The sequence below is a fragment of the Agrobacterium sp. OT33 genome, from assembly GCF_017313365.1.
Lineage (GTDB): Bacteria > Pseudomonadota > Alphaproteobacteria > Rhizobiales > Rhizobiaceae > Agrobacterium > Agrobacterium rhizogenes_A.
In genome coordinates, this window is the sequence record NZ_JAFLMZ010000005.1 from 441330 (window position 1) to 461204 (window position 19875).

Below are 19875 nucleotides of genomic sequence, written 5' to 3' on the forward strand. Positions count from 1 at the left end.
CTTCATCTCCTTGTTTCTCGCGTATTGCGCTATAAATTCCACCCGCCGAATGTTTCGGCTGGCCTGTTGCTGAAAGGAAATTCCCCCTGATGGAGTCCGTTCTCCCGCTTCTGTCTGATCCCGCCGCCTGGGTGGCGCTTGTCACCCTGGTGGTCATGGAGGTCGTGCTCGGCATCGACAACCTGATCTTCATCTCGATTCTGACCAACAAGCTGCCGCCGGAGCAGCGCGAAAAAGCCCGCAAGATCGGCATTGGTCTTGCGCTCATCATGCGCCTCGGCCTGCTCGGCACCGTCGCATGGATCGTGCAGCTCACCACGCCGGTCTTTGAGGTTTTCGGCCACGCCTTCTCCTGGAAGGACATGATCCTGATCGCCGGCGGTCTCTTCCTGATGTGGAAGGCGACCAAGGAAATCCACCACAATGTCGATCCTGAAGACCACAAGGAGGACATGGTGGGCGGCCCGGTGGCGATGGGCTTCAGCGCCGCCATCGGCCAGATCCTGCTGCTCGACCTCGTCTTTTCGGTGGACAGCATCATCACCGCCGTCGGTATGACGCCGCATCTGCCAATCATGATCGTTGCCGTCGTCGTCGCCGTCGCGGTGATGCTGCTCGCCGCAACCCCGCTCGCCAACTTCATCGAGCGCAACCCCACCATCGTCATGCTGGCGCTCGCCTTCCTGATGATGATCGGCACGACACTGATTGCCGAAGGCATGGGCTTCCATGTTCCGAAGGGTTACGTCTATGCCGCCATGGCGTTTTCGGCGCTGGTGGAACTGCTCAACATGCTGGCCCGCAATGCGCGGCGAAAGAAAAAACAGCCGCACTGACGGCCGCAACGACTGGCAGGGCCCGCCGCATGCGGGCCTTGCACCACCAATCCCGGACAAAGCGTGGCCGACATCCCGCCCCCCCCCGGAGGGGAAGAGAACATGGCTTTCGTCATCAAAGCGGAAATCTCAAATCCCGACGCGGAAACCTTCGCATTCGCCGCGCAAAAAACCATGTATGGCGGCAAGACCATAACGGAAGGCGACACCGTTTTTCTGTTTGCCAGTGAAAATGAGGGCGGGCATGGTCTCCTCGCGCGCGGCACGGTGACAAGCGCCCAGGCAGTTGCCCGCAAACCCGGCATCGCGCGACAGACACCCCGGGGTCGATCTCACCATAAAACGAACCGCAACCGCCCTGCATCCGCTGGGTCGTGCGGAACTGCGCGATTTCCGCGACTGGCACGACGGACAGCCCGGAACCGAACTCAATTTCAAGCTTTACCGCCAGGCGACAGACAAGGTCGTCGGCATCTCTGACGGCGCGGCGCGTTATATCGACGCTTTTTTCAGACAATGAAACGATATGCGCCTGTGGGGGAACTCCCGCCGCGCACTTGCGTTGATGGATACGCCCCTTACAAAAAAGCAGATACGATTCCATTTCCCCGCCTGCGAAAGTAACCCGCACAGATGACGACAGACCAGATTCTCGCCTTCACCGTCATCGCCGGCATGATGGTCGCGTTCATCTGGGACAGGCTGCGCTACGATGTCGTCGCCTGCAGTGCGCTGCTCGTGGCCGTGGCACTCGGCGTCGTGCCTTTCGAGAAGGCCTTCTCCGGTTTTTCCGACGATATCGTCATCATCGTGGCCAGCGCGCTGATCGTCAGTTCGGCTGTCGCCCGCTCGGGCGTCGTCGATATGACGATCAAGAAATATTTCCCCGAAATGCACTCCAAGAGCCTGCAGCTCGCCTTTCTGATGATCGTCGTTGCCGTCATGTCCGCCTTCATCAAGAATATCGGCGCGCTCGCCATCATGATGCCGGTTGCCTTCCAGTTCGCCCGCAAATCCGGCAGCCCCGTCTCCTATTATCTGATGCCGATGGCCTTCGCCGCGCTGCTGGGCGGGTTGATGACGCAGATCGGCACCTCGCCCAACATCGTCGTCTCGCGGCTGCGCGAGGAAATGACCGGGCAGAGTTTTTCGATGTTCGACTTCACCCCCGTCGGCGCGGGACTGACCGTCATCGGCATCATCTTCCTGACCTTCGGTTACCGGCTGCTGCCGGTGCGCAACCGCCAGCAGGCATCGGTGGAGGATATTCTCGACCAGTCGGCCTATACCGCCGAAGCCACCCTGCCCGCCGACAGCACCCACGCGGAAAAGCCGCTGCGCGAATTGCTGAAACAGGCCGACGGCGATGTGATCGCCAGCACCATCCTGCGCGGACCGCGGCGCATCTCCCCCTTCCCCGACGTGACGCTGAAGGCGGGTGACACGATTCTTCTTGAAGGCAGCCCGGAGGGGCTGGACCGCATCGTCTCGCAGGCGAAGCTGCTGCTTTCCGGCAAGCCGCTGACGGAGAACGGCCAGAAAACCACCGATCTCATTTCCATGGAAGCGGTGATCAGCAATGAATCGGTGCTGAGCGGCATTTCCGCGCGCGAGCTTTCGCTCTCCTATACGCGCGGCGTCAATCTGATCGCGGTGAGCCGGCGCGGCCAGCGCGTCAGCCAGCGGCTCTCCGAGCTGACATTGCAGGCGGGCGACGTCATTCTTTTGCAGGGCAGCCGCAAGAACCTGCCGCAGGTATTGCAGGAATTTTCGCTCTTGCCGCTGGCGCAGCGGGAAATCCTGCTGGGCGTGCAGCGCCGCGCGCTTTTGCCGGTCATCGTGCTTGCCGCCGCCATGATTGCCGCCGGCAGCGGGCTGGTGCCGGTCTCCGTCGCCTTTTTCGCCGCCGCCTTCCTGATGATCGTGGTCGGCGCCATCCCGCTCACCGAAGTCTATAAATCCATCGACGGGCCGATCCTCGTCATGCTCGCCGCCCTCATTCCCGTCAGCGACTCGCTCCGCACCAGCGGGGCGAGCGAACTGATCGCCGCCTGGCTCGGCCAAGCAGCGCAGGGGCTGCCGCCCTTTGCGGCGCTCGGCATGATCCTGCTCACCGCCATGGCGGTGACGCCCTTCCTCAACAATGCCGCCACCGTGCTGGTCATGGCCCCCATCGCCGCCGGTTTCGCCACCACGCTCGGGTTTCGGCCGGAAGCTTTCCTGATGGCGGTGGCGATCGGCGCCGGCTGCGATTTCCTCACCCCCATCGGCCACCAGTGCAATACGCTGGTCATGGGCCCGGGCGGCTACCGCTTCAGCGACTATCCGCGACTTGGCCTGCCGCTGTCGATCATGATCGTCATTGCCAGCATTCCGATGCTGCTTTACGTCTGGCCGGTCAACTAGGCGCGGCTCGCCTCGGGGAAGACGGCGCAAGCTCCTTATTTCCTTGACGCCTGCGGCATAATATGGCCTAAGCCGGAGCCGAACGGGAATGTGCAAAAGGCGCTTTATTTGTGCCTTTCGACATGATTTCCTGCCGCATCCAAACGAAAACTTCGTGATATACGGGTGAAACCACCCATATTTCAGCCACGTCCACGACGAGTGAATTTCATGACCACTTCCGGCGTTCGCGTCCGCATCGCACCTTCCCCCACCGGCGAGCCGCATGTCGGCACCGCCTATATCGCGCTGTTCAACTATCTCTTCGCCAAGAAACACGGCGGCGAGTTCATCCTGCGCATCGAGGATACCGACGCCACCCGCTCGACCCTCGAATATGAGCAGAAGGTGCTGGAAGCCCTGCGCTGGACCGGCCTCACCTGGTCGGAAGGCCCCGATGTCGGCGGCCCTTACGGCCCCTACCGCCAGTCGGAACGCAAGGCCATGTACTGGCCCTATGCCGAGGAATTGCTGGAAAAAGGCCATGCCTTCCGCTGTTTCTGCACGCCCGAGCGGCTGGAGCAGATGCGCGAGGCGCAGCGCGCCGCCGGCAAGCCGCCGAAATATGATGGCCATTGCCTGAACCTCAAGGCCGAGGAAGTTACCGCCCGCGTTGCCGCCGGCGAGGCCAATGTCGTGCGCATGAAAATCCCGACCGAAGGTTCGTGCGATTTCCATGACGGCGTTTATGGCGATGTCTCGATCCCCTGGGATTCGGTCGACATGCAGGTGCTGATCAAGGCCGACGGCATGCCGACCTATCACATGGCCAACGTCATCGACGACCATCTGATGAAGATCACCCATGTGGCGCGTGGCGAAGAATGGCTGGCCTCCGTGCCCAAGCACATCCTGCTTTACCGTTATTTCGGCTGGGAACAGCCCACGTTCATGCATCTCTCGCTGATGCGCAACGCCGACAAGTCGAAGCTTTCCAAGCGCAAGAACCCGACCTCGATCTCCTATTATTCCGCGCTCGGTTACCTGCCGGAAGCACTGATGAACTTCCTTGGCCTGTTCTTCATCCAGATCGCCGAAGGCGAAGAACTTCTGACCATGGACGAGCTGGCGGCGAAGTTCGATCCGGAAGCGCTGTCCAAGGCCGGCGCCATCTTCGATATCCAGAAGCTGGACTGGCTGAACGGCCGCTGGCTGCGCGAGAAGCTCTCCCCGGAAGAGTTCATTGCCCGCACGCTGGAATGGGCGATGGAAAATGCCCGCCTGACCGAAGGCCTGAAGCTTGCCCAGAGCCGCATTTCGAGACTCGGCGAATTGCCGAACCTCGCCGGCTTCCTGCTGGCGAGCGATGTCGGCCTGACGCCGGCTTCCTTTGCCGGGCTGAAGAGCAAACCGGAGGAAATTCACGAGATCCTCACCACGGTTGCCGCAGACCTCGAGAAGATGCCTGACTGGAACGTGGAAGCGATCGAGGCCGAGTTGCGCGATGTGGCCGAACGCACCGGCAAGAAGCTGCGCGTCGTGACACCGCCGCTCTTCGTCGCCGTCTCCGGTTCCTCGCGCTCGCTGCCGCTGTTTGACTCGATGGCGCTGCTCGGCCGCTCCGTGGTGCGCCAGCGGTTGAAGATGGCGATTGCCGTTGTGGCCACGATGGTTGGCAGCGGAAGCTGATAGTTATGTGCTGGCGGTGACGGCAGCATCCTAGAATACGGCCCTCTGCCTGGGGCTCATCCCCCTCTGCCCTGCCGGGCATCTCCCCCTCAAGGGGGGAGATCGACAAGTGGCTGACACCTTGCCCATGGAACGGGCGGGCGCGGCATCTGATCTCCCCCCTTGAGGGGGAGATGCCCGGCAGGGCAGAGGGGGGTGAGCCCAGAACGCAAAGGCCACCCGCAACGAACAAGCCCGCTAAAGGCGAACACAATGAACGACAAGACGACCGAAACCACCGCCCTCTCCTCCGACGCAACAGAAGTGCGCCGCCAGAAACTCGCGCTGCTGCGCGAACAGATCGGCGATGTCTATCCGGCGCATTTCCACCGCACGCTGACCAATGCGGAGCTGGCGGAAAAATATGCCGATATCGAAGCCGACGTCGAAACCGGCGATACGGTGACGGTGGCCGGTCGCGTTTATTCCTCGCGCAATTCCGGCATGTTCATGGATATCCATGACGCCTCCGGCAAGGTGCAGATCTTCTCCCACAAGGATACGACGCCGGAAGCGGCGCGCAACCTGCTGCCGATGATCGATATCGGCGACATCATCGGCGTCACCGGCAAGGTGCGCCGCACCAAGCGTGGCGAGTTGACGATCAATGCCGAAGAAATCACCATGCTGACGAAGTCGCTGCTGCCGATGCCCGAAAAGTGGCACGGCGTCTCCGACATCGAGCTGCGTTACCGCAAGCGTCATCTGGACATCCTCTCCAACGAGGAATCCAAGCTGCGCTTCCTGCAACGCTCGAAGATCCTGTCCGGCATACGCCGCTTCATGGAGGCCGAAGGCTTCCTCGAAGTGGAAACGCCGATGCTGCAGACCATCTATGGCGGCGCGACGGCCGATCCGTTCAAGACCTTCCACAACACGCTGAAGATGGACATGTATCTGCGCATCGCGCCGGAACTGTTCCTGAAGCGCACGCTGGTTTCGGGCCTGACCGACAAGGTCTTTGAAATCAACCGCAACTTCCGCAACGAAGGCGTTTCCACAAGGCACAATCCTGAATTCACCATGATGGAGTGCTATTGGGCCTATGCCGATTACGAAGACATCATGGGTCTCGTGGAGCGGCTGTTCGAGACGCTGGCGATTGCCCTGCACGGCACGACCGAAGTGGAATTCCAGGGCCAGACGATCTCCTTCAAGGGCCCGTTCAAGCGCGTGCCGATGCCCGACGCGGTGAAGGAAGCGACCGGTATCGACTTCCTCGCCATCAAGACCGACGAAGAAGCCCGCGCCGCCGCCAAGGCCGCCGGTTTTGCCGTCGAGAAGGACTGGACCTGGGGCGAATGCCTTGCCTTCATCTTCGAAGAAAAGGTTGAGGGCACACTGATCCAGCCGAGCCACGTCACGCATTTCCCGAAGGACATCTCGCCCTTCGCCAAGGAAGTGCCGGGCGAACCGCGCCTCGTCGAGCGTTTCGAAAGCTATTGCAACGCCTGGGAAGTGGGCAATGCCTTCTCCGAACTCAACGATCCGGAAGAGCAGCGCCGCCGCATGGTGGAGCAGCTGGAACAGGCGCACGCCCGCGGCGAAAAGGACAAGCAGCTGGACGACGAATTCCTCGACGCCATCGACCAGGGCATGCCGCCCGCCGGCGGCCTCGGCATCGGCGTCGACCGCCTGATCATGCTGCTCACCAACGCCCCGTCGATCCGCGACGTCATCCTCTTCCCGGCCCGCCGCAACAAGGCGGATTGATCGGACGAAACCGGGGGCGGCCTCACGGCCGCCTTCCACTCCCCGATTTTCTCGCGAGTGGCGAAGGGGCGTATTTTCTTGACGTCATCCTTGGGCTTGTCCCAAGGATCTAATCACGTCCAACAAAATCAATCCGTTGCAGATCCTCGGGACAGGCCCGAGGATGACGTCGGAGAGTGTGGCGAGGTTTCGCCCCATTTATCTGCCGGTTTTCCTCTCCATAGATAGACCCCGCAAGTAACTACCCGGCTTTCAGTGAACGGATCGCCTAGGTTTATTTAACTTTCAGTAGAATATACTGGCGGCATAACCTCAACCTGTGATACCCATTCTTCATCATTCGCATTGTGTTTGACGGCTTTCGATCAAGAGCCGCCGGGGGAGATACGCATGCCTGAGAATGAGCTTCCCAAATACCAGCCCGATATGTTTGCAACGCCTGAGAAGGAATGCGACGTGGTGATGAAGGGGGGCATCACCTCCGGTGTCGTTTACCCCTATGCCGTTCTGGAACTGGCGCGCCGGTATCGCTTCCGCTCGATAGGCGGCACATCGGCCGGGGCGATTGCCGCCGCTTTCGCGGCAGCGGCGGAATATTCCCGCACCGTCAGGGGCGATCCTGACGGGTTCATCCGCCTGCAGGCCCATTGCGATACGATACCGTCCATTCTGGGCAGGCTTTTCCAGCCGGAGCGCCGTTTTCGCCCGCTGATGCGTTACCTGTTATGGGCGCAGGCCGGCGGCTGGCCCGGCAAGGTACTGGGCCTGCCCTTGGCTTTTCCGCTCGCCTCGCTGGCGGGCATCGTCATCGGCGCCGGCCTGTTATGGGCCATGGGTGGCAACTACGCCGGGTCCGTTCTCGGCGGGTTTGTCGGACTGGTGGCAGCGATCCTCATTCAGGTCCTGTGGCTGGTTTTACACCGGTTGCCGCAGGAAGGCTTCGGTTTCTGCTCGGGGCTGACGGTTTCGGGCGCGGATGTTCCCGGCCTTACGGACTGGCTTCACGCATCGATCCAGGACATTGCTTTCGGCAGCCAGGCCGCGACAGCGCCGCCTTTGACCTTTGGCGATCTCGTCGGCGACGACCCGGAAAAGCCGGTCATCAACCTGAAGATGGTCACGACGAACCTGTCGATGCGGCGGCCGCACACGCTACCGAACACCAATCTCATGGTGGCTTACGACCCGAAGGAATGGGGCCAGCTGTTTCCCGCCGGCGTGATGAACTGGCTGAAGCAGATCGCAACGCCGGGCGGCCCCTTTCCCGAACTCAAGGCTTTTCCGGAGCCCGACCAGTTGCCAGTCATCATCGCGACGCGCATGAGCCTGAGTTTCCCGGTCCTGTTCAAGGCCATTCCGGCCTATACCAATGATCGCGGCACGCTTGATATCGTGCGACGTCTCAGTGGCGACGCTCGGCCCGTCATGAAGGCGAAAATCTGGTTCTCCGACGGCGGGATCAGCAGCAATTTTCCCATTCACCTTTTCGATGCCCTGCTTCCGTCACGTCCCACCTTCGCACTCAGCCTCGATGAATTGCCGAAACCCATCGCCGCCAGCATGAAGCGCGTGACTATCCCGCAGGCGGCGGGCGAAGGGATCGGCGTGCCCGTTCACAAGATGGAAAAAATGAGCGGCTTTCTCGGCAGTATCCTCAGTTCGGCCAAGGACTGGCAGGATCAGTCTCTCGCCACCATGCCGGGCCAGAGGGAGCGCATCGCCCGCGTCTTTCTCAACGAGGAGGAAGGCGGGCTGAACCTCACCATGCCGCCGGAACGCTCGGCAAAACTGATGAGCTACGGCCTTGAGGTCGGATCGCTCTTCGCCAATGGCGCGCTGGATTTTGACGAGCATCGCTGGCGCCGGACGCTCGTTGCCTATGACAGACTGGAAGACGCCGTGTTTGCGACTGAGCGCCTGTGGAAGGAAGGCAAATACGAGGACTGGCTGACGGATTACATCGACGAGATCAAAAGCTACGAAGCCGTGACAAAGGGGGACCGGGAAAAGCTGATCGCCCGAATTGCCGCCTTCGCCGCCCTGTCTCAGAGCTTCTCTCCGGCCATCGCCAACAAGCGCAGGAAGTTTCCAAATCCGGCTGGCCGTTTGCGGATCGGACCAGACGTCTGACCGGTTCGGCCACCAAGGTCTCAGCGACGACGTGAAGGAAAGGGCAGCCCGGCCCTTCTGGAACATATCCAGTAAAGGTGCGCAGCGGTTTTATGCCCGGGAAATGCCGAAAACAAAGGGACAGAGCACGTCCGACCATCCGTTCGGACCGGATGTGCCCTAGTGCCCCGAGGCCTTTTTATCCGCCGCCGGTTCGTCCGCCGGCGCAGTTTCGGAAGCGGCCTTCTCCTCCGCCGCCTGCGCGGTCGTCGAGCCTTTTCCGAAAATCAGCGATTTCAGATAGGTCAGGCTGAAAATGCTGCCGCCATCGGCTTCCGGTGTCGAGGTCAGAAGCTCATCGGTGCCGGGTTCGCCATGGGCTTCGGGAGCGGCGGTTTCACCATGTGCTTCCGCACCGGCCCCGCCCTCATCCGTTTCCGGCGCAGCGCCGTGGCCGCCGGCGCCGTCGTCCTTGCCTTCACCGTGACCGGCCGCCCCTTTCGCAGCCTTGCCATCATGGCTTTCGGCAGTGGCGTCCGAAGCCGGCGTCGCGCAATCGGCGGTGTCGCTGAGGCTCGCGGCCATGAACTCGGCATCTTCCAGCGGCAGGTCGATGCGCAGCCCGTAAAACTGGCCGCTGCCATTGGCCGCGCCGTCATAATAAAAGGCCGAATAGCGCTGGGCGTTGGCGCCCTCGGGAATCTTGGCCGGATCGGGAATGAAGACGACCTGTGCGGCAATGGCCCGGCCACGCATTTCCGAGCGCAATTGCGGACCGTTTCTGTCAAGTACCGAAACCTGAACCAGATCGGGCCTCTGCCTGTCGTAAACCGCCCTGGCAACGCGAAGCGCGGTTTTCAACCGCTCGGTGCCATCGCCCCCTTCGGTGCGGATGAATTTGCGCACCCATAAGGAGCCGTTCTTGCGGATGTTGACTGTCTGGACCGCGTCGCAGGAAAGCCCGTTGGTGGAGGCATAGGATGGGCCAAGCAGCCGCTCGCTGCCGATGAACACGGCAGCAGAACCGGTCGCACCCGCCAAAAGCAGGATCCCGCCTCCGATCATAACGAGCTTGCGCGAAAACCGCATTCGTCCGAATACAGCTTTCACCCGCAACATCCTGCCATTCAGTACCCCGCCTATCGCCCTCACCCCGGAACGTGGCTCAAAGCATGAGCAAGACACGCGGGATAAAGCTCGCAACCTCGTTGTCCGAGCCTTGCGATAGTGCCGCTTTCTCATTGAAAAAAGTTTAACCCCTCCGGCTGAACACCGGCAAAAGCGCACCATTTTCGGACATTTTCAAACGCCGCTAAATTGCGAATGATTTGCAATAGCGTTGACAAGCGTGATTTTATAACAGATGGTATTGCGAATTAATCGCAACAAAGATTGGTGACAGACGTGAACTTCCCAAAAATCCGGCACGCCCTTTTCGCTTTTTCGCTTTTCCTTCCCGCCGCCGCCACCGCACAGGAAAAACCGACGGTGGTAACCACCTTCACCATCATCGCTGACATGGCGCGCAATGTGGCGGGTGACGCGGCCGAGGTGGAAAGCATCACCAAGCCGGGTGCTGAAATTCATAACTACCAGCCGACACCGCGCGACATCCTCAAAGCCCGCAAGGCCGATCTGGTGCTGCGCAACGGTCTCAATCTGGAATTGTGGTTCGAGAAGTTCCTTGCCAACCTTTCCGGCGTGCCGAGCGTGACGGTGAGCGAGGGTGTGGAACCCATGGCGATCAGCGGCGGCGCCTATCAGGGGAAACCCAATCCGCATGCCTGGATGTCGCCCGATAACGCCTTGATCTATGTGGAAAATATCCGCAAGGGCCTGACCGAGATCGACCCCGCCCATGCCGATGTCTATGCCGCCAATGCCAGGGCCTATTCAGACAAGATCAAGGCCACGGTGCAGCCGATCCGCGACACGCTGTCCGTCCTGCCTGAAAACAAGCGCTGGTTGGTAACCAGCGAAGGCGCCTTCTCCTATCTCGCCCGCGATTTCGGGCTGAAGGAACTGTTCCTCTGGCCGGTCAATGCCGACAGCCAGGGCACACCGCAGCAGGTGCGCGGTGTCATCGATGCCATGCGCGAGCATAATATCCACGTCATCTTCAGCGAAAGCACGGTTTCCGCCGATCCGGCCGAGCAGGTGGCCAAGGAAACCGGCGCGGCCTATGGCGGCATCCTCTATGTGGATTCGCTGAGCGAGGCGGACGGCCCGGTGCCGACCTACCTCGATCTGCTGCGGGTGACGAGCGAGACCATCGCAAAAGGCCTGTCATCATGAGAATGGGCAGTAAAAAAGCAGCCGGCGGCCTTACGGTTCAAAATGCGACAGTGACCTATCGCAATGGCCACACCGCTTTAAGACATGCCAGCTTCTCCATCCCCCGCGGAACGATCACTGCACTTGTCGGCGTCAATGGCGCCGGCAAGTCCACGATTTTCAAGGCGATCATGGGTTTCGTGCCGCTGGCCGCCGGTTCCGTCTCGATCTTCGACCTGCCGGTGAAGGAAGCGCTCCGGAAAAACCTCGTTGCCTATGTGCCGCAGCCCGAGGAAGTGGACTGGAGCTTTCCGGTGCTGGTGGAGGATGTGGTGATGATGGGCCGTTATGGCCACATGAACTTCCTGCGCATCCCCTCGAAGCGCGACCATCAGATGGTCGAGGAGGCGCTGAAACGCGTCAACATGCTCGACTATCGCAAAAGGCAGATCGGCGAACTTTCCGGCGGGCAGAAGAAGCGGGTGTTTCTTGCCCGTGCGCTGGCGCAGGAAGGCCAGGTCATTCTGCTGGACGAACCCTTCACCGGCGTCGATGTGACGACGGAAGAACAGATCGTCGCGCTTTTGAAGGCCTTGCGGGACGAAGGCCGGGTCATGCTGGTCTCCACCCATAATCTTGGCAGCGTGCCGGAATTCTGCGATCGCGCCGTCTTCGTCAAGGGCACCGTGCTGGCGTCAGGCAAGACCGAGGATACGTTCACCGAAGAGAACCTACAGAAAGCCTTCGGCGGCAGCCTGCGCCACTTTATCCTTGGCGGCGCAGACCTGCATGACGATGCCGATCCGCGCCGGCTGAAGGTCATTACCGATGATGAGCGGCCCTTCGTGATCTATGGCAAGAATGGCCAGAACGGGCACGATCCCGAGGCTCCGAAAGAAAAAGTCGATGATAAACAGCCTTCTTGAGCCTTTCACCTACGGCTACATGCTGAACGCCATCTGGGTCAGCGCGCTGGTTGGCGGCGTCTGCGGCTTTCTGTCGGCCTATCTGATGCTGAAGGGCTGGTCGCTGATCGGCGATGCGCTTTCCCATGCCATCGTTCCCGGCGTGGCCGGAGCCTATATGCTGGGTCTGCCCTTTTCGCTCGGCGCATTCCTCTCCGGCGGGCTTGCCGCCGGCTCCATGCTGTTCCTGAACCAGAAAACGCGGCTGAAGGAAGACGCGATCATTGGCCTGATCTTCACCTCGTTTTTCGGGTTGGGACTGTTCATGGTCTCGCTCTCGCCCACCTCGGTGAATATCCAGACCATCGTGCTCGGCAATATTCTCGCAATCACTGCCGAAGATACCATCCAGCTCGCGCTGATCGGCGGCATCAGCCTGCTGGTGCTGGCGCTGAAATGGCGCGACTTCATGGTGGTGTTCTTCGATGAGAACCACGCCCGCACCGTGGGGCTGAAACCGGAAGTGCTGAAGGTGATCTTCTTCACCCTGCTTGCCGCCTCCACGGTTGCCGCTTTGCAGACGGTCGGCGCCTTTCTCGTCGTCGCCATGGTGGTGACGCCGGGTGCCACCGCCTATCTCCTGACCGACCGTTTCGAGCGGCTGATCCTGATGAGCCTCATCATCGGCGCGGCCACCAGCTTCGTCGGCGCCTATCTCAGCTATTTCCTCGATGGCGCCACCGGCGGCGTCATCGTCGTGCTGCAGACCGCGATCTTCCTTGCCGCTTTCGTGTTTGCGCCCAAGCACGGCCTGCTCGCCTCCAGAGCCAAGGCCCGCAAGGCGCTGGGGGAAACGCCATGAGCGAATATCTCGAACTCGCCATCCTGCCGTTTCAGCTGCCCTTCATGCAATATGCCTTCGTCATCACGCTGATGATCGCGGTGCCGATGGCGATGCTGTCCTGTCTTCTGGTGCTGAAGGGCTGGTCGCTGATGGGGGACGCGGTTTCCCATGCCGTGCTGCCGGGCGTGGTGGTTGCCTATATCGTCAACATTCCGCTTTCCATCGGCGCCTTCATCGCCGGCATGATCTGCGCGCTCGGCACCGGTTTCATCAAGGAAAACAGCCGCATCAAGGAAGATACGGTGCTTGGCATCGTCTTTTCCGGCATGTTCGGGCTGGGACTGGTGCTTTACGTGAAGGTGCAGAGCGACATGCATCTCGACCACATCCTCTTCGGCGACATGCTGGGCATCGCGCCGTCAGACATGCTGGAAACCGGCCTGATCGCGCTTTTCGCCACGCTGTTCCTCGGGCTGCTGCGCAAGGATCTGCTGGTCAATGCCTTCGATGCGCAGCATGCAAGGGCGATCGGGTTGCCGGTGCGCCTGCTGCATTACGGTCTGTTGATGGTTCTGTCGCTCACCGTGGTCGGGGCGCTCAAAGCGGTGGGCATCATCCTGTCAGTCGCCATGCTGGTGGCGCCGGGCGCCATCGCCTTCCTGCTCACACGGCGCTTTTCCGCCATGCTGCTGGTGGCCATTGTGGTGGCTGTCGCCTCCTCGCTGGCGGGCATATGGCTGAGCTTCCTGATCGACAGTGCGCCGGCCCCCACCATCGTGCTGTTCATGAGCCTTGCCTTCATTGCAACCTTCATCCGCACCACCTGGATGGCAAAACGGGTGGATGCCGCACGCGAAAGGCAGGTCTAAGCAACGATTTTTGCGGGCGAATGGAACATTTTCCCTTTTTGCGCGTCATTTTCCTGAGTTTGCGGCAAGGCGGCAAACTCAGGAAAATTAAAGCGAAAGGGGAAGCTCCATGCTGAAATGGGCTCTTATTTTCTTCGTCATCTCTTTGATCGCGGGTGTATTCGGCTTTACCGGTATTTCGGCAGCGGCGGCGGGCGTGGCCCGAATTCTGTTCTTCATCGCCGTGGTGATCTTCCTGGTCTTCCTCGTGCTTGCACTGATGGCCGGAAGCGCGGTCGTCTGAATGAAAAAAGGCGACCGGTTTGTGCCGGTCGCCCTTCCTCTATTGCGTAAAAACCTTCAGCCCGTCCAGCCGCCATCGATCACGTGAATCTGGCCGGTGGTGAAACCTGCCTCGTCCGAAGCGAGATAGGTGACGAGGGCTGCGATTTCTTCCGGCGTGGCGATGCGTCCCATCGGCTGGCGGGCGATGAAATCCGCAAGCGCCTGTTCATAATTGCCCGTGGCCCGCAGGCGGTCATGCAGCGAGGGGCTATCGACCGTGCCGGGGCAAATGGCGTTGCAACGAATGCCCCTTGTGACGAAATCGGCGGCAATCGCCTTTGTCAGGCCCACCACGGCGGCCTTGGAAGCCGTATAGGCGAAACGGTTCGGCACGCCCTTCACGCTTGATGCCACCGAAGACATGTTGACGATCGCGCCCTTGCTCTTTTCCAGCATGCCGGGCAGGAAGGCGCGGCAGGTGCGATACATGGCCTTGGCATTGAGATCGAAGGAAAAATCCCAGTCCTTCTCTTCGCAGTCGAGAATGGTGCCGGCATGTACGAAACCGGCGCAGTTGAACAGCACGTCGGCATGGCCGATATCGGCCGCGAAGTCCTTGACCCCTTCCCCGTCAAGCACATTCAGCACCCGGGTTTCCGCGCCCTTGAGGGTCGAAAGCGCCTGCTCGTTGATATCGGTAGCGATGACCCGCGCGCCCAGCGACACGAACCGCTCCGCCGCCGCCCGGCCGATACCCTGACCGGCGGCGGTGATCACCACTGTCCGGCCGTTAAAATCCTGCACCATGAATAGCCTCCCGCTAAGGCGCGGCCACCCTTTCCGGATCGGCCGCTGAATTTGGATGATCTCAAATATGGATCGACAATTCATATGTAAACGCGGTATTCATATGGCGTCAAGCAAACTTGCGCGGTTCAACGCTACCGGACAAGCCTAATTTCAGGCGGACCTCTCAGCCGGCGACCATGCGAACCATCATCGAGGCCAGATGACCGACGACGACAGCGAAAGATACCGCGCTCCCGCCCTCGACAAGGGCCTGGACATTCTCGAACTTCTGGCCCGCACCGATGGCGGGCTGACGCAGATCGAGATCGCCAAGGCCGTTGGCAAGAGCCCGAACGAGCTTTACCGCATGCTGGACCGGCTGGTGCGCCGGGGCTATGTGCAGCGGCTTGAGGGGGATCGGTTTTCGCTGACGCTGAAGATGTTCGGGCTGGCGCATTTTCACGCGCCGATCCGCCGGCTCGTCTCTTTCGCTGCCCCCGTCATGCGTGATTTTTCCGCCAGCGCCGAACAGGCCTGCCATCTGGCCGTTTATGACCGCGGCAGCGTGGTCGTCATTGCCCAGCAGGAATCGTCCACCTATTGGGCCATGTCCATGCGGGTGGGGGCGCAGATGAGCCTGTTTCACACCGGCTCTGGCCATGTGCTGCTCGCCTTCCAGACCGACGCGCAGCGCGAGATCATGATCACCGAGCAGGTGCGCGGCAGCGGCGAAACCGTGCCTTCCGACCTCGCACAGCGGCTGCGGCAGGTGCGCAGCAACGGTTTTGAATCCATGGACAGCCTTCAGACCGCCGGCGTGCGCAATATTTCCGCCCCGGTGCTGACGCTGGACGGGACGGCGCTCGCCGTCATCACCTGCCCTTACATCACGCCGCTTGGCGGCAGGGCGCCCACAAGCGAGATGTGCGAAACTCTGATCCGCGATGCGGCAAGACGCATCTCCGAAGTGGTGACGGGAAATATCTGAAACGGACAAAAAAACGCGACCGGCAGGGACCCGATCGCGTTTTGAGTGACTGGAGATTTATATCTCTTAAACGTCGGGGGAATGCGGATGGTTCCCCCTTTTCTGTCAGGCCGCAGCCAGCGTCAGTTCCTTGCGGACCATTTCGCGCAGCGTCACCAGATCCTTGGCGAACAGGCGGATGCCTTCCGAGAGCTTCTCGGTCGCCATCGCGTCTTCGTTCATTGCCCAGCGGAAGGCCTTTTCGTCGAGGGACTTCAGCGGCTCGGGCTTGGCATTGTCAGGCGAAAGCTTGCGCTCGAGCTTGCCGGTGTCCTTGTCCAGCTCTTCCAGCAGCGCCGGGCTGATCGTCAGGCGGTCGCAACCGGCCAGCGCTTCGATTTCGCCGACATTGCGGAAGGATGCGCCCATGACGACGGTGCTGATGCCATTGGCCTTGTAGTAGTTGTAGATGCTACGCACCGAAACCACACCCGGATCGGTCTCGGCGGTGTAGTTCTCGCCGGTCGACTTCTTGTACCAGTCGAGGATACGGCCGACGAAGGGCGAGATGAGGAAGACCTTGGCTTCCGCGCAGGCAATCGCCTGGGCCTGCGAGAAGAGGAGCGTCAGGTTGCAGTCGATGCCCTCGGACTGGAGAACCTCGGCCGCCTTGATGCCTTCCCAGGTGGAAGCAAGCTTGATGAGGATGCGCTCGCGCTCGATGCCGCGCTCCTTGTAGGCGGCAATGATGTGACGCGCCTTGGCGATGGAAGCTTCCGTATCGAAGGAGAGGTCGGCATCGACTTCAGTCGAAACGCGGCCCGGAACGAGGCCGGCAAGCGCCGCGCCGACGGAAATGGCCAGACGATCGGCAACGGCGGCAACAACGGCGTCGGACTGGCCGCCCTGCTTCTTGCCCCATGCGACGGCTTCCTTCACCGCATCGGCAAATGCCGGGGTGCCGAGTGCCTTCAGGACGATGGTGGGGTTGGTGGTGCAATCCACCGGCTTCAGGCGCGCAACCGCCTCGATATCGCCGGTATCGGCAACGACCGTGGTGATGGCGCGAAGTTGTTCGAGTTTGGACGTCATATCGAATGATCCTTCATGATCTCTTGAAAACTTGCTCAGCCGTCATTTCGTTCCCGCACCATGGGTGCGCCCAAGGCCGAAATCGCGGTTTGTCCGGCTCCGACTATCGCAAGCGGCATGGTCGAAAGTCAAGACATTTGCGCATCGCAATTGACATAAGTTTCACGCCTGCGATACTCGGCCGCATCGGAGCGGATGGTGAAAAATGTGAGTGGTTTTCGCCATGAATCCCGCTCGAACGATAAGAATGTCGATGAAGACGATGTCAGTCCGCATCGAAATGACATCGTCTTCATCGACCAAGAATGGCGGAAACCGTGGCGAAACTGAGAAGAGAAACCCATACGGCCTATTCGGAAGCGGCTTCGCTGAGGCTGCGCGCCGCGTGGCTCTATTATAATCAGGGCCTGACGCAAAAAGATGTCGCCGAAAAACTGGGGATCAGCCGCTCGACCGTCATCCGCCTGCTCGACGAGGCGATGAAACGTTCCGAAGTGCAGATCTGGATCAATGAGGGCATCGAGGATTTCGTGGCGCTGGCCGGCCAGCTGGAGGCGGCCTACGGGCTGGACGAGGCCGTCATCATCCCCTGCCCCGGGAAGGCGAGCGCCGAAAGCACCGCCAAGGCCGTTGGCCTGGCGCTTGGGCAATTCCTCTCCGAGGTGGTGCCGAACGGCGCCACCATCGGCGTCGGCTGGGGCCGCACCATGACCGCCTCGCTTTCCAGCTTCCGCCCGCCGCGCCGGGAAAATTGCAAGGTCGTCTCACTGCTCGGCGGCATCGTCGCCGTGCACCAGACCAACCCGCTCGATTACACCTGGCGGCTGGCAAGTGCGCTCGGGGCCGAATGTTACATGTTTCTGGCGCCGCTCCTGGTGGATTCCGTCGAGACGAAACGGGCGCTGATCGAAAAATGCGGGCTCGCCACGCTTTATGATCTCGCCGAGACGCTGGACCTCGCCATCGTCTCCTGCGGCGATATCGGCCCGCATTCCACCTCGCTCTCCGAAGGCTTCATCTCCAAGGAGACGCTGCGCGAACTCGTCGATGCCGGCTGCGTCTGCGACACGATGTTCAATTTCATCGATGCGGAAGGCCGCTCCGTCGATCATCCCATCAACCAGCGCGCCATGGCGATCGATCTCGATACGCTGCGCAAGGCCAAACACATCGTGCTCGCCTCCGGCGGCGCCCATCGCGCCGTTGCCATCCGCGCCACGATCAAGCGTATCGGGTGCAATACGCTGATCACCGACGAGGCGGCGGCACGGGCGTTGATGGAGCTGGTCTAGGCTTCATCAGGCCGTTCGCGGGCGGACCTCACAAACACCGCCGTCACCCTCGGGCTTGTCCCGAGAATCTGCAGCGTATTGATTTTATTCCACGTGACTAAATCCCCGGCATCGGCCTCCGCCGGCCCTGCCCTCACACCCCTCGTCCATTTCTCCGGCCAGGCCAAAGAACGATCATGCGACGGCGCATCTTCCACGGTGGGTTTTGAGGTGAAGCTGGAACGGTCGGCCAAACTCAAACCTTGCCCGTTTCCCAGCCGAGCATCGCCCGCTTGCGGGTCAGGCCCCAGTGATATCCCGTCAGCGCCCCGCTTTTGCCGACGGCACGGTGGCAGGGAACAACGAAGGACACCGGGTTGGCGCCGACGGCAGCGCCAACCGCACGGGAGGCGGTGGGCTGGCCGATATCGCAGGCGATGTGCGAATAGGTGACGGCGCGGCCCATCGGGATTTTGAGGAGGCTTTCCCAGACGCGCACCTGAAAATCCGTGCCGAGCAACACGACGCGCAGCGGCCTGTCCGCCGACCAGAGCGACGGCTCGAAGATGCGCGCGGCATAAGAGGCGGTCGCTTCGCGATCCTCGACATAATCCGCATTCGGCCAGCGGCCGGCCATGTCCTCGAAACAGGCCCGTTCCTCACCCGGATCGGCAAAGGCGCAGCCGGCAAGGCCACGATCGGTCACCATGACCAGCGCAAGACCGAAGGGCGAGGTGTGGAACCCGTAACGGATCGTCAGCCCGCCGCCCTTCGCCTTCCATTCGCCGGGTGACATGGCCTCATGGGTGACGAACAGGTCGTGCAGGCGTCCCGGTCCCGACATGCCGACCTCGATAGAGGTTTCCAGCAGCGGCAGGTCCTCCTCGCGCAACAGCCGCTTGGCATGATCGAGCGTCACGGCCTGCAAAAAGGCCTTGGGCGAAAGGCCGGCCCAGCGGGTGAAAGTCTTCTGCAATTGCGTCGGCGACTGGCCGAGCCTTGCGGCAATGGCTTCGAGGGAGGGCTGCTCGCGATAATCCAGCGTCAAAAGCTCGATAACCCCGCGCACCGTATCGTAATCCGTTCCGATGGGGGTGATGTCTTCTTTCAGCGTAATATTGGCGTTCATCGCAAATCTCCTAACGGGTAGGAGAAAACCATTAAAGCGACTTCGTCTCCACCCGTTTCTTGCGCCGTACTCAGTTTCTACCGTCATACCGGCCTCGAGCCGGTATCCAGCCAGCCCAAGTCCTTGGGCTGAAAGGAGTCTTTTCCGCCGCGCGGACGCGCGTCGGCTGGATTCCGGCTCAGGGCCGGAATGACGGAGGGAGAGCTGGATTATCCTCTTACATCCGCCGCCTGACAGTCGCGAGCGCGCCGCCGAACGCTTTCGCGAAGCTCTCCCGGTCATCCGGGTTGAGAAACGAACCGATATCGGTCGCCCGCCCCTCGCCCGTCACATGCATGGAGACGATGCCGATCTCGTCGTGCCGCCTCACCCTGAAACGCGCCCAGAAGGGATTGAAGCGATGTTCCACCATCCGCCCGGCCGGAGAGAATTTGCGGATAGACAGGCTGGTGCGCGAGACGCTGACCTCTTCCCGCGCCTTCGCCGCCCGGTAGTTGGCGCGGAAGGCGGCATAAAGCAGCAGGAAATCCAGCCCGAAGAACAGGCCGACCGGCCACGCCCCGGTGGCGAGGAAAAAGCCGCCATAGACAAGGCAGGCAAGCCCGGAGAAAAGCAGGAGCAGCCGGAAACCCCTTCTGCCAAGCGAACGGTGCGGAACGAGTTCCGCCGCGAAAATCGGCTGGTCGTTGAGCGTATCCAC

At 61.1% G+C, this 19875-nt stretch carries 18 protein-coding genes; 13 read left to right on the forward strand and 5 right to left on the reverse strand.

Annotation, left to right across the window (positions count from 1 at the left end):
• The first annotated feature begins 89 nt into the window (after positions 1–89).
• The 6 genes from JZX88_RS14905 to JZX88_RS14930 all read left to right on the forward strand — a co-directional run bounded on the left by JZX88_RS14905 (position 90) and on the right by JZX88_RS14930 (position 8792).
• Positions 90–836, forward strand: coding sequence for a TerC family protein (locus JZX88_RS14905; RefSeq protein WP_142857602.1), 747 nt, complete (start codon positions 90–92; stop codon positions 834–836).
• Between the two features lie 102 nt (positions 837–938).
• Complete coding sequence (locus tag JZX88_RS14910) at positions 939–1316, forward strand: hypothetical protein (RefSeq protein WP_246753482.1); 378 nt, start codon at positions 939–941, stop codon at positions 1314–1316.
• Positions 1317–1469: 153 nt separating this feature from the next.
• Positions 1470–3242 carry an SLC13 family permease gene (locus JZX88_RS14915; RefSeq protein ID WP_110759909.1) on the forward strand — a complete coding sequence of 591 codons (1773 nt, stop codon included), beginning with the start codon at positions 1470–1472 and terminating at the stop codon, positions 3240–3242.
• Positions 3243–3452: 210 nt separating this feature from the next.
• Positions 3453–4910, forward strand: coding sequence for a glutamate--tRNA ligase (gene gltX / locus JZX88_RS14920; protein ID WP_206914032.1), 1458 nt, complete (start codon positions 3453–3455; stop codon positions 4908–4910).
• A gap of 252 nt (positions 4911–5162) precedes the next feature.
• Positions 5163–6662 carry a lysine--tRNA ligase gene (lysS, locus tag JZX88_RS14925; protein ID WP_059759522.1) on the forward strand — a complete coding sequence of 500 codons (1500 nt, stop codon included), beginning with the start codon at positions 5163–5165 and terminating at the stop codon, positions 6660–6662.
• Positions 6663–7052: 390 nt separating this feature from the next.
• Positions 7053–8792, forward strand: a complete 1740-nt coding sequence (locus JZX88_RS14930) for a patatin-like phospholipase family protein (protein WP_206914033.1) — start codon at positions 7053–7055, stop codon at positions 8790–8792.
• Positions 8793–8951: 159 nt separating this feature from the next.
• Here JZX88_RS14930 and JZX88_RS14935 read toward each other — a convergent pair whose 3' ends face one another.
• Complete coding sequence (locus JZX88_RS14935) at positions 8952–9890, reverse strand: hypothetical protein (RefSeq protein WP_246753483.1); 939 nt, start codon at positions 9888–9890, stop codon at positions 8952–8954.
• A 285-nt stretch (positions 9891–10175) separates the two neighbouring features.
• Between JZX88_RS14935 and JZX88_RS14940 the strand changes: the two genes are divergently transcribed.
• The 5 genes from JZX88_RS14940 to JZX88_RS14960 all read left to right on the forward strand — a co-directional run bounded on the left by JZX88_RS14940 (position 10176) and on the right by JZX88_RS14960 (position 13946).
• Positions 10176–11066 (forward strand): metal ABC transporter substrate-binding protein, encoded by an 891-nt coding sequence (locus JZX88_RS14940; protein WP_161991751.1) that lies wholly within the window; start codon positions 10176–10178, stop codon positions 11064–11066.
• Positions 11063–11971: a manganese/iron ABC transporter ATP-binding protein gene (locus JZX88_RS14945; protein WP_305853124.1), complete on the forward strand. Its 909-nt coding sequence runs from the start codon at positions 11063–11065 to the stop codon at positions 11969–11971. Before JZX88_RS14940 ends, JZX88_RS14945 begins: the two co-directional genes overlap by 4 nt.
• A complete protein-coding gene (locus JZX88_RS14950; protein WP_110759904.1) occupies positions 11952–12812 on the forward strand; it encodes a metal ABC transporter permease in 861 nt (286 codons plus the stop codon). The genes JZX88_RS14945 and JZX88_RS14950 overlap by 20 nt, the downstream gene beginning before the upstream one ends.
• Positions 12809–13663, forward strand: coding sequence for a metal ABC transporter permease (locus tag JZX88_RS14955; RefSeq protein WP_206914035.1), 855 nt, complete (start codon positions 12809–12811; stop codon positions 13661–13663). Before JZX88_RS14950 ends, JZX88_RS14955 begins: the two co-directional genes overlap by 4 nt.
• Before the next feature lie 109 nt (positions 13664–13772).
• The gene (locus JZX88_RS14960) at positions 13773–13946 is read left to right on the forward strand and encodes a DUF1328 domain-containing protein (RefSeq protein WP_003499086.1); all 174 of its coding nucleotides are present in this window, start codon (positions 13773–13775) and stop codon (positions 13944–13946) included.
• Between the two features lie 56 nt (positions 13947–14002).
• On the opposite strand, the gene JZX88_RS14965 is transcribed toward JZX88_RS14960, so the two are convergent.
• Positions 14003–14734 carry an SDR family oxidoreductase gene (locus JZX88_RS14965; RefSeq protein WP_206914036.1) on the reverse strand — a complete coding sequence of 244 codons (732 nt, stop codon included), beginning with the start codon at positions 14732–14734 and terminating at the stop codon, positions 14003–14005.
• Between the two features lie 202 nt (positions 14735–14936).
• On the opposite strand from JZX88_RS14965, the gene JZX88_RS14970 reads away from it, so the two are divergent.
• Complete coding sequence (locus JZX88_RS14970) at positions 14937–15704, forward strand: IclR family transcriptional regulator (protein ID WP_065117079.1); 768 nt, start codon at positions 14937–14939, stop codon at positions 15702–15704.
• Between the two features lie 105 nt (positions 15705–15809).
• On the opposite strand, the gene tal is transcribed toward JZX88_RS14970, so the two are convergent.
• Complete coding sequence (gene tal / locus JZX88_RS14975; RefSeq protein ID WP_065117080.1) at positions 15810–16775, reverse strand: transaldolase; 966 nt, start codon at positions 16773–16775, stop codon at positions 15810–15812.
• A gap of 305 nt (positions 16776–17080) precedes the next feature.
• Between tal and JZX88_RS14980 the strand changes: the two genes are divergently transcribed.
• Complete coding sequence (locus JZX88_RS14980) at positions 17081–18067, forward strand: sugar-binding transcriptional regulator (RefSeq protein WP_065117081.1); 987 nt, start codon at positions 17081–17083, stop codon at positions 18065–18067.
• 235 nt (positions 18068–18302) lie between these two features.
• On the opposite strand, the gene JZX88_RS14985 is transcribed toward JZX88_RS14980, so the two are convergent.
• A complete protein-coding gene (locus tag JZX88_RS14985; protein ID WP_174033312.1) occupies positions 18303–19175 on the reverse strand; it encodes a bifunctional helix-turn-helix domain-containing protein/methylated-DNA--[protein]-cysteine S-methyltransferase in 873 nt (290 codons plus the stop codon).
• Between the two features lie 217 nt (positions 19176–19392).
• Positions 19393–19875 carry a DUF2244 domain-containing protein gene (locus JZX88_RS14990; protein WP_003523126.1) on the reverse strand — a complete coding sequence of 161 codons (483 nt, stop codon included), beginning with the start codon at positions 19873–19875 and terminating at the stop codon, positions 19393–19395.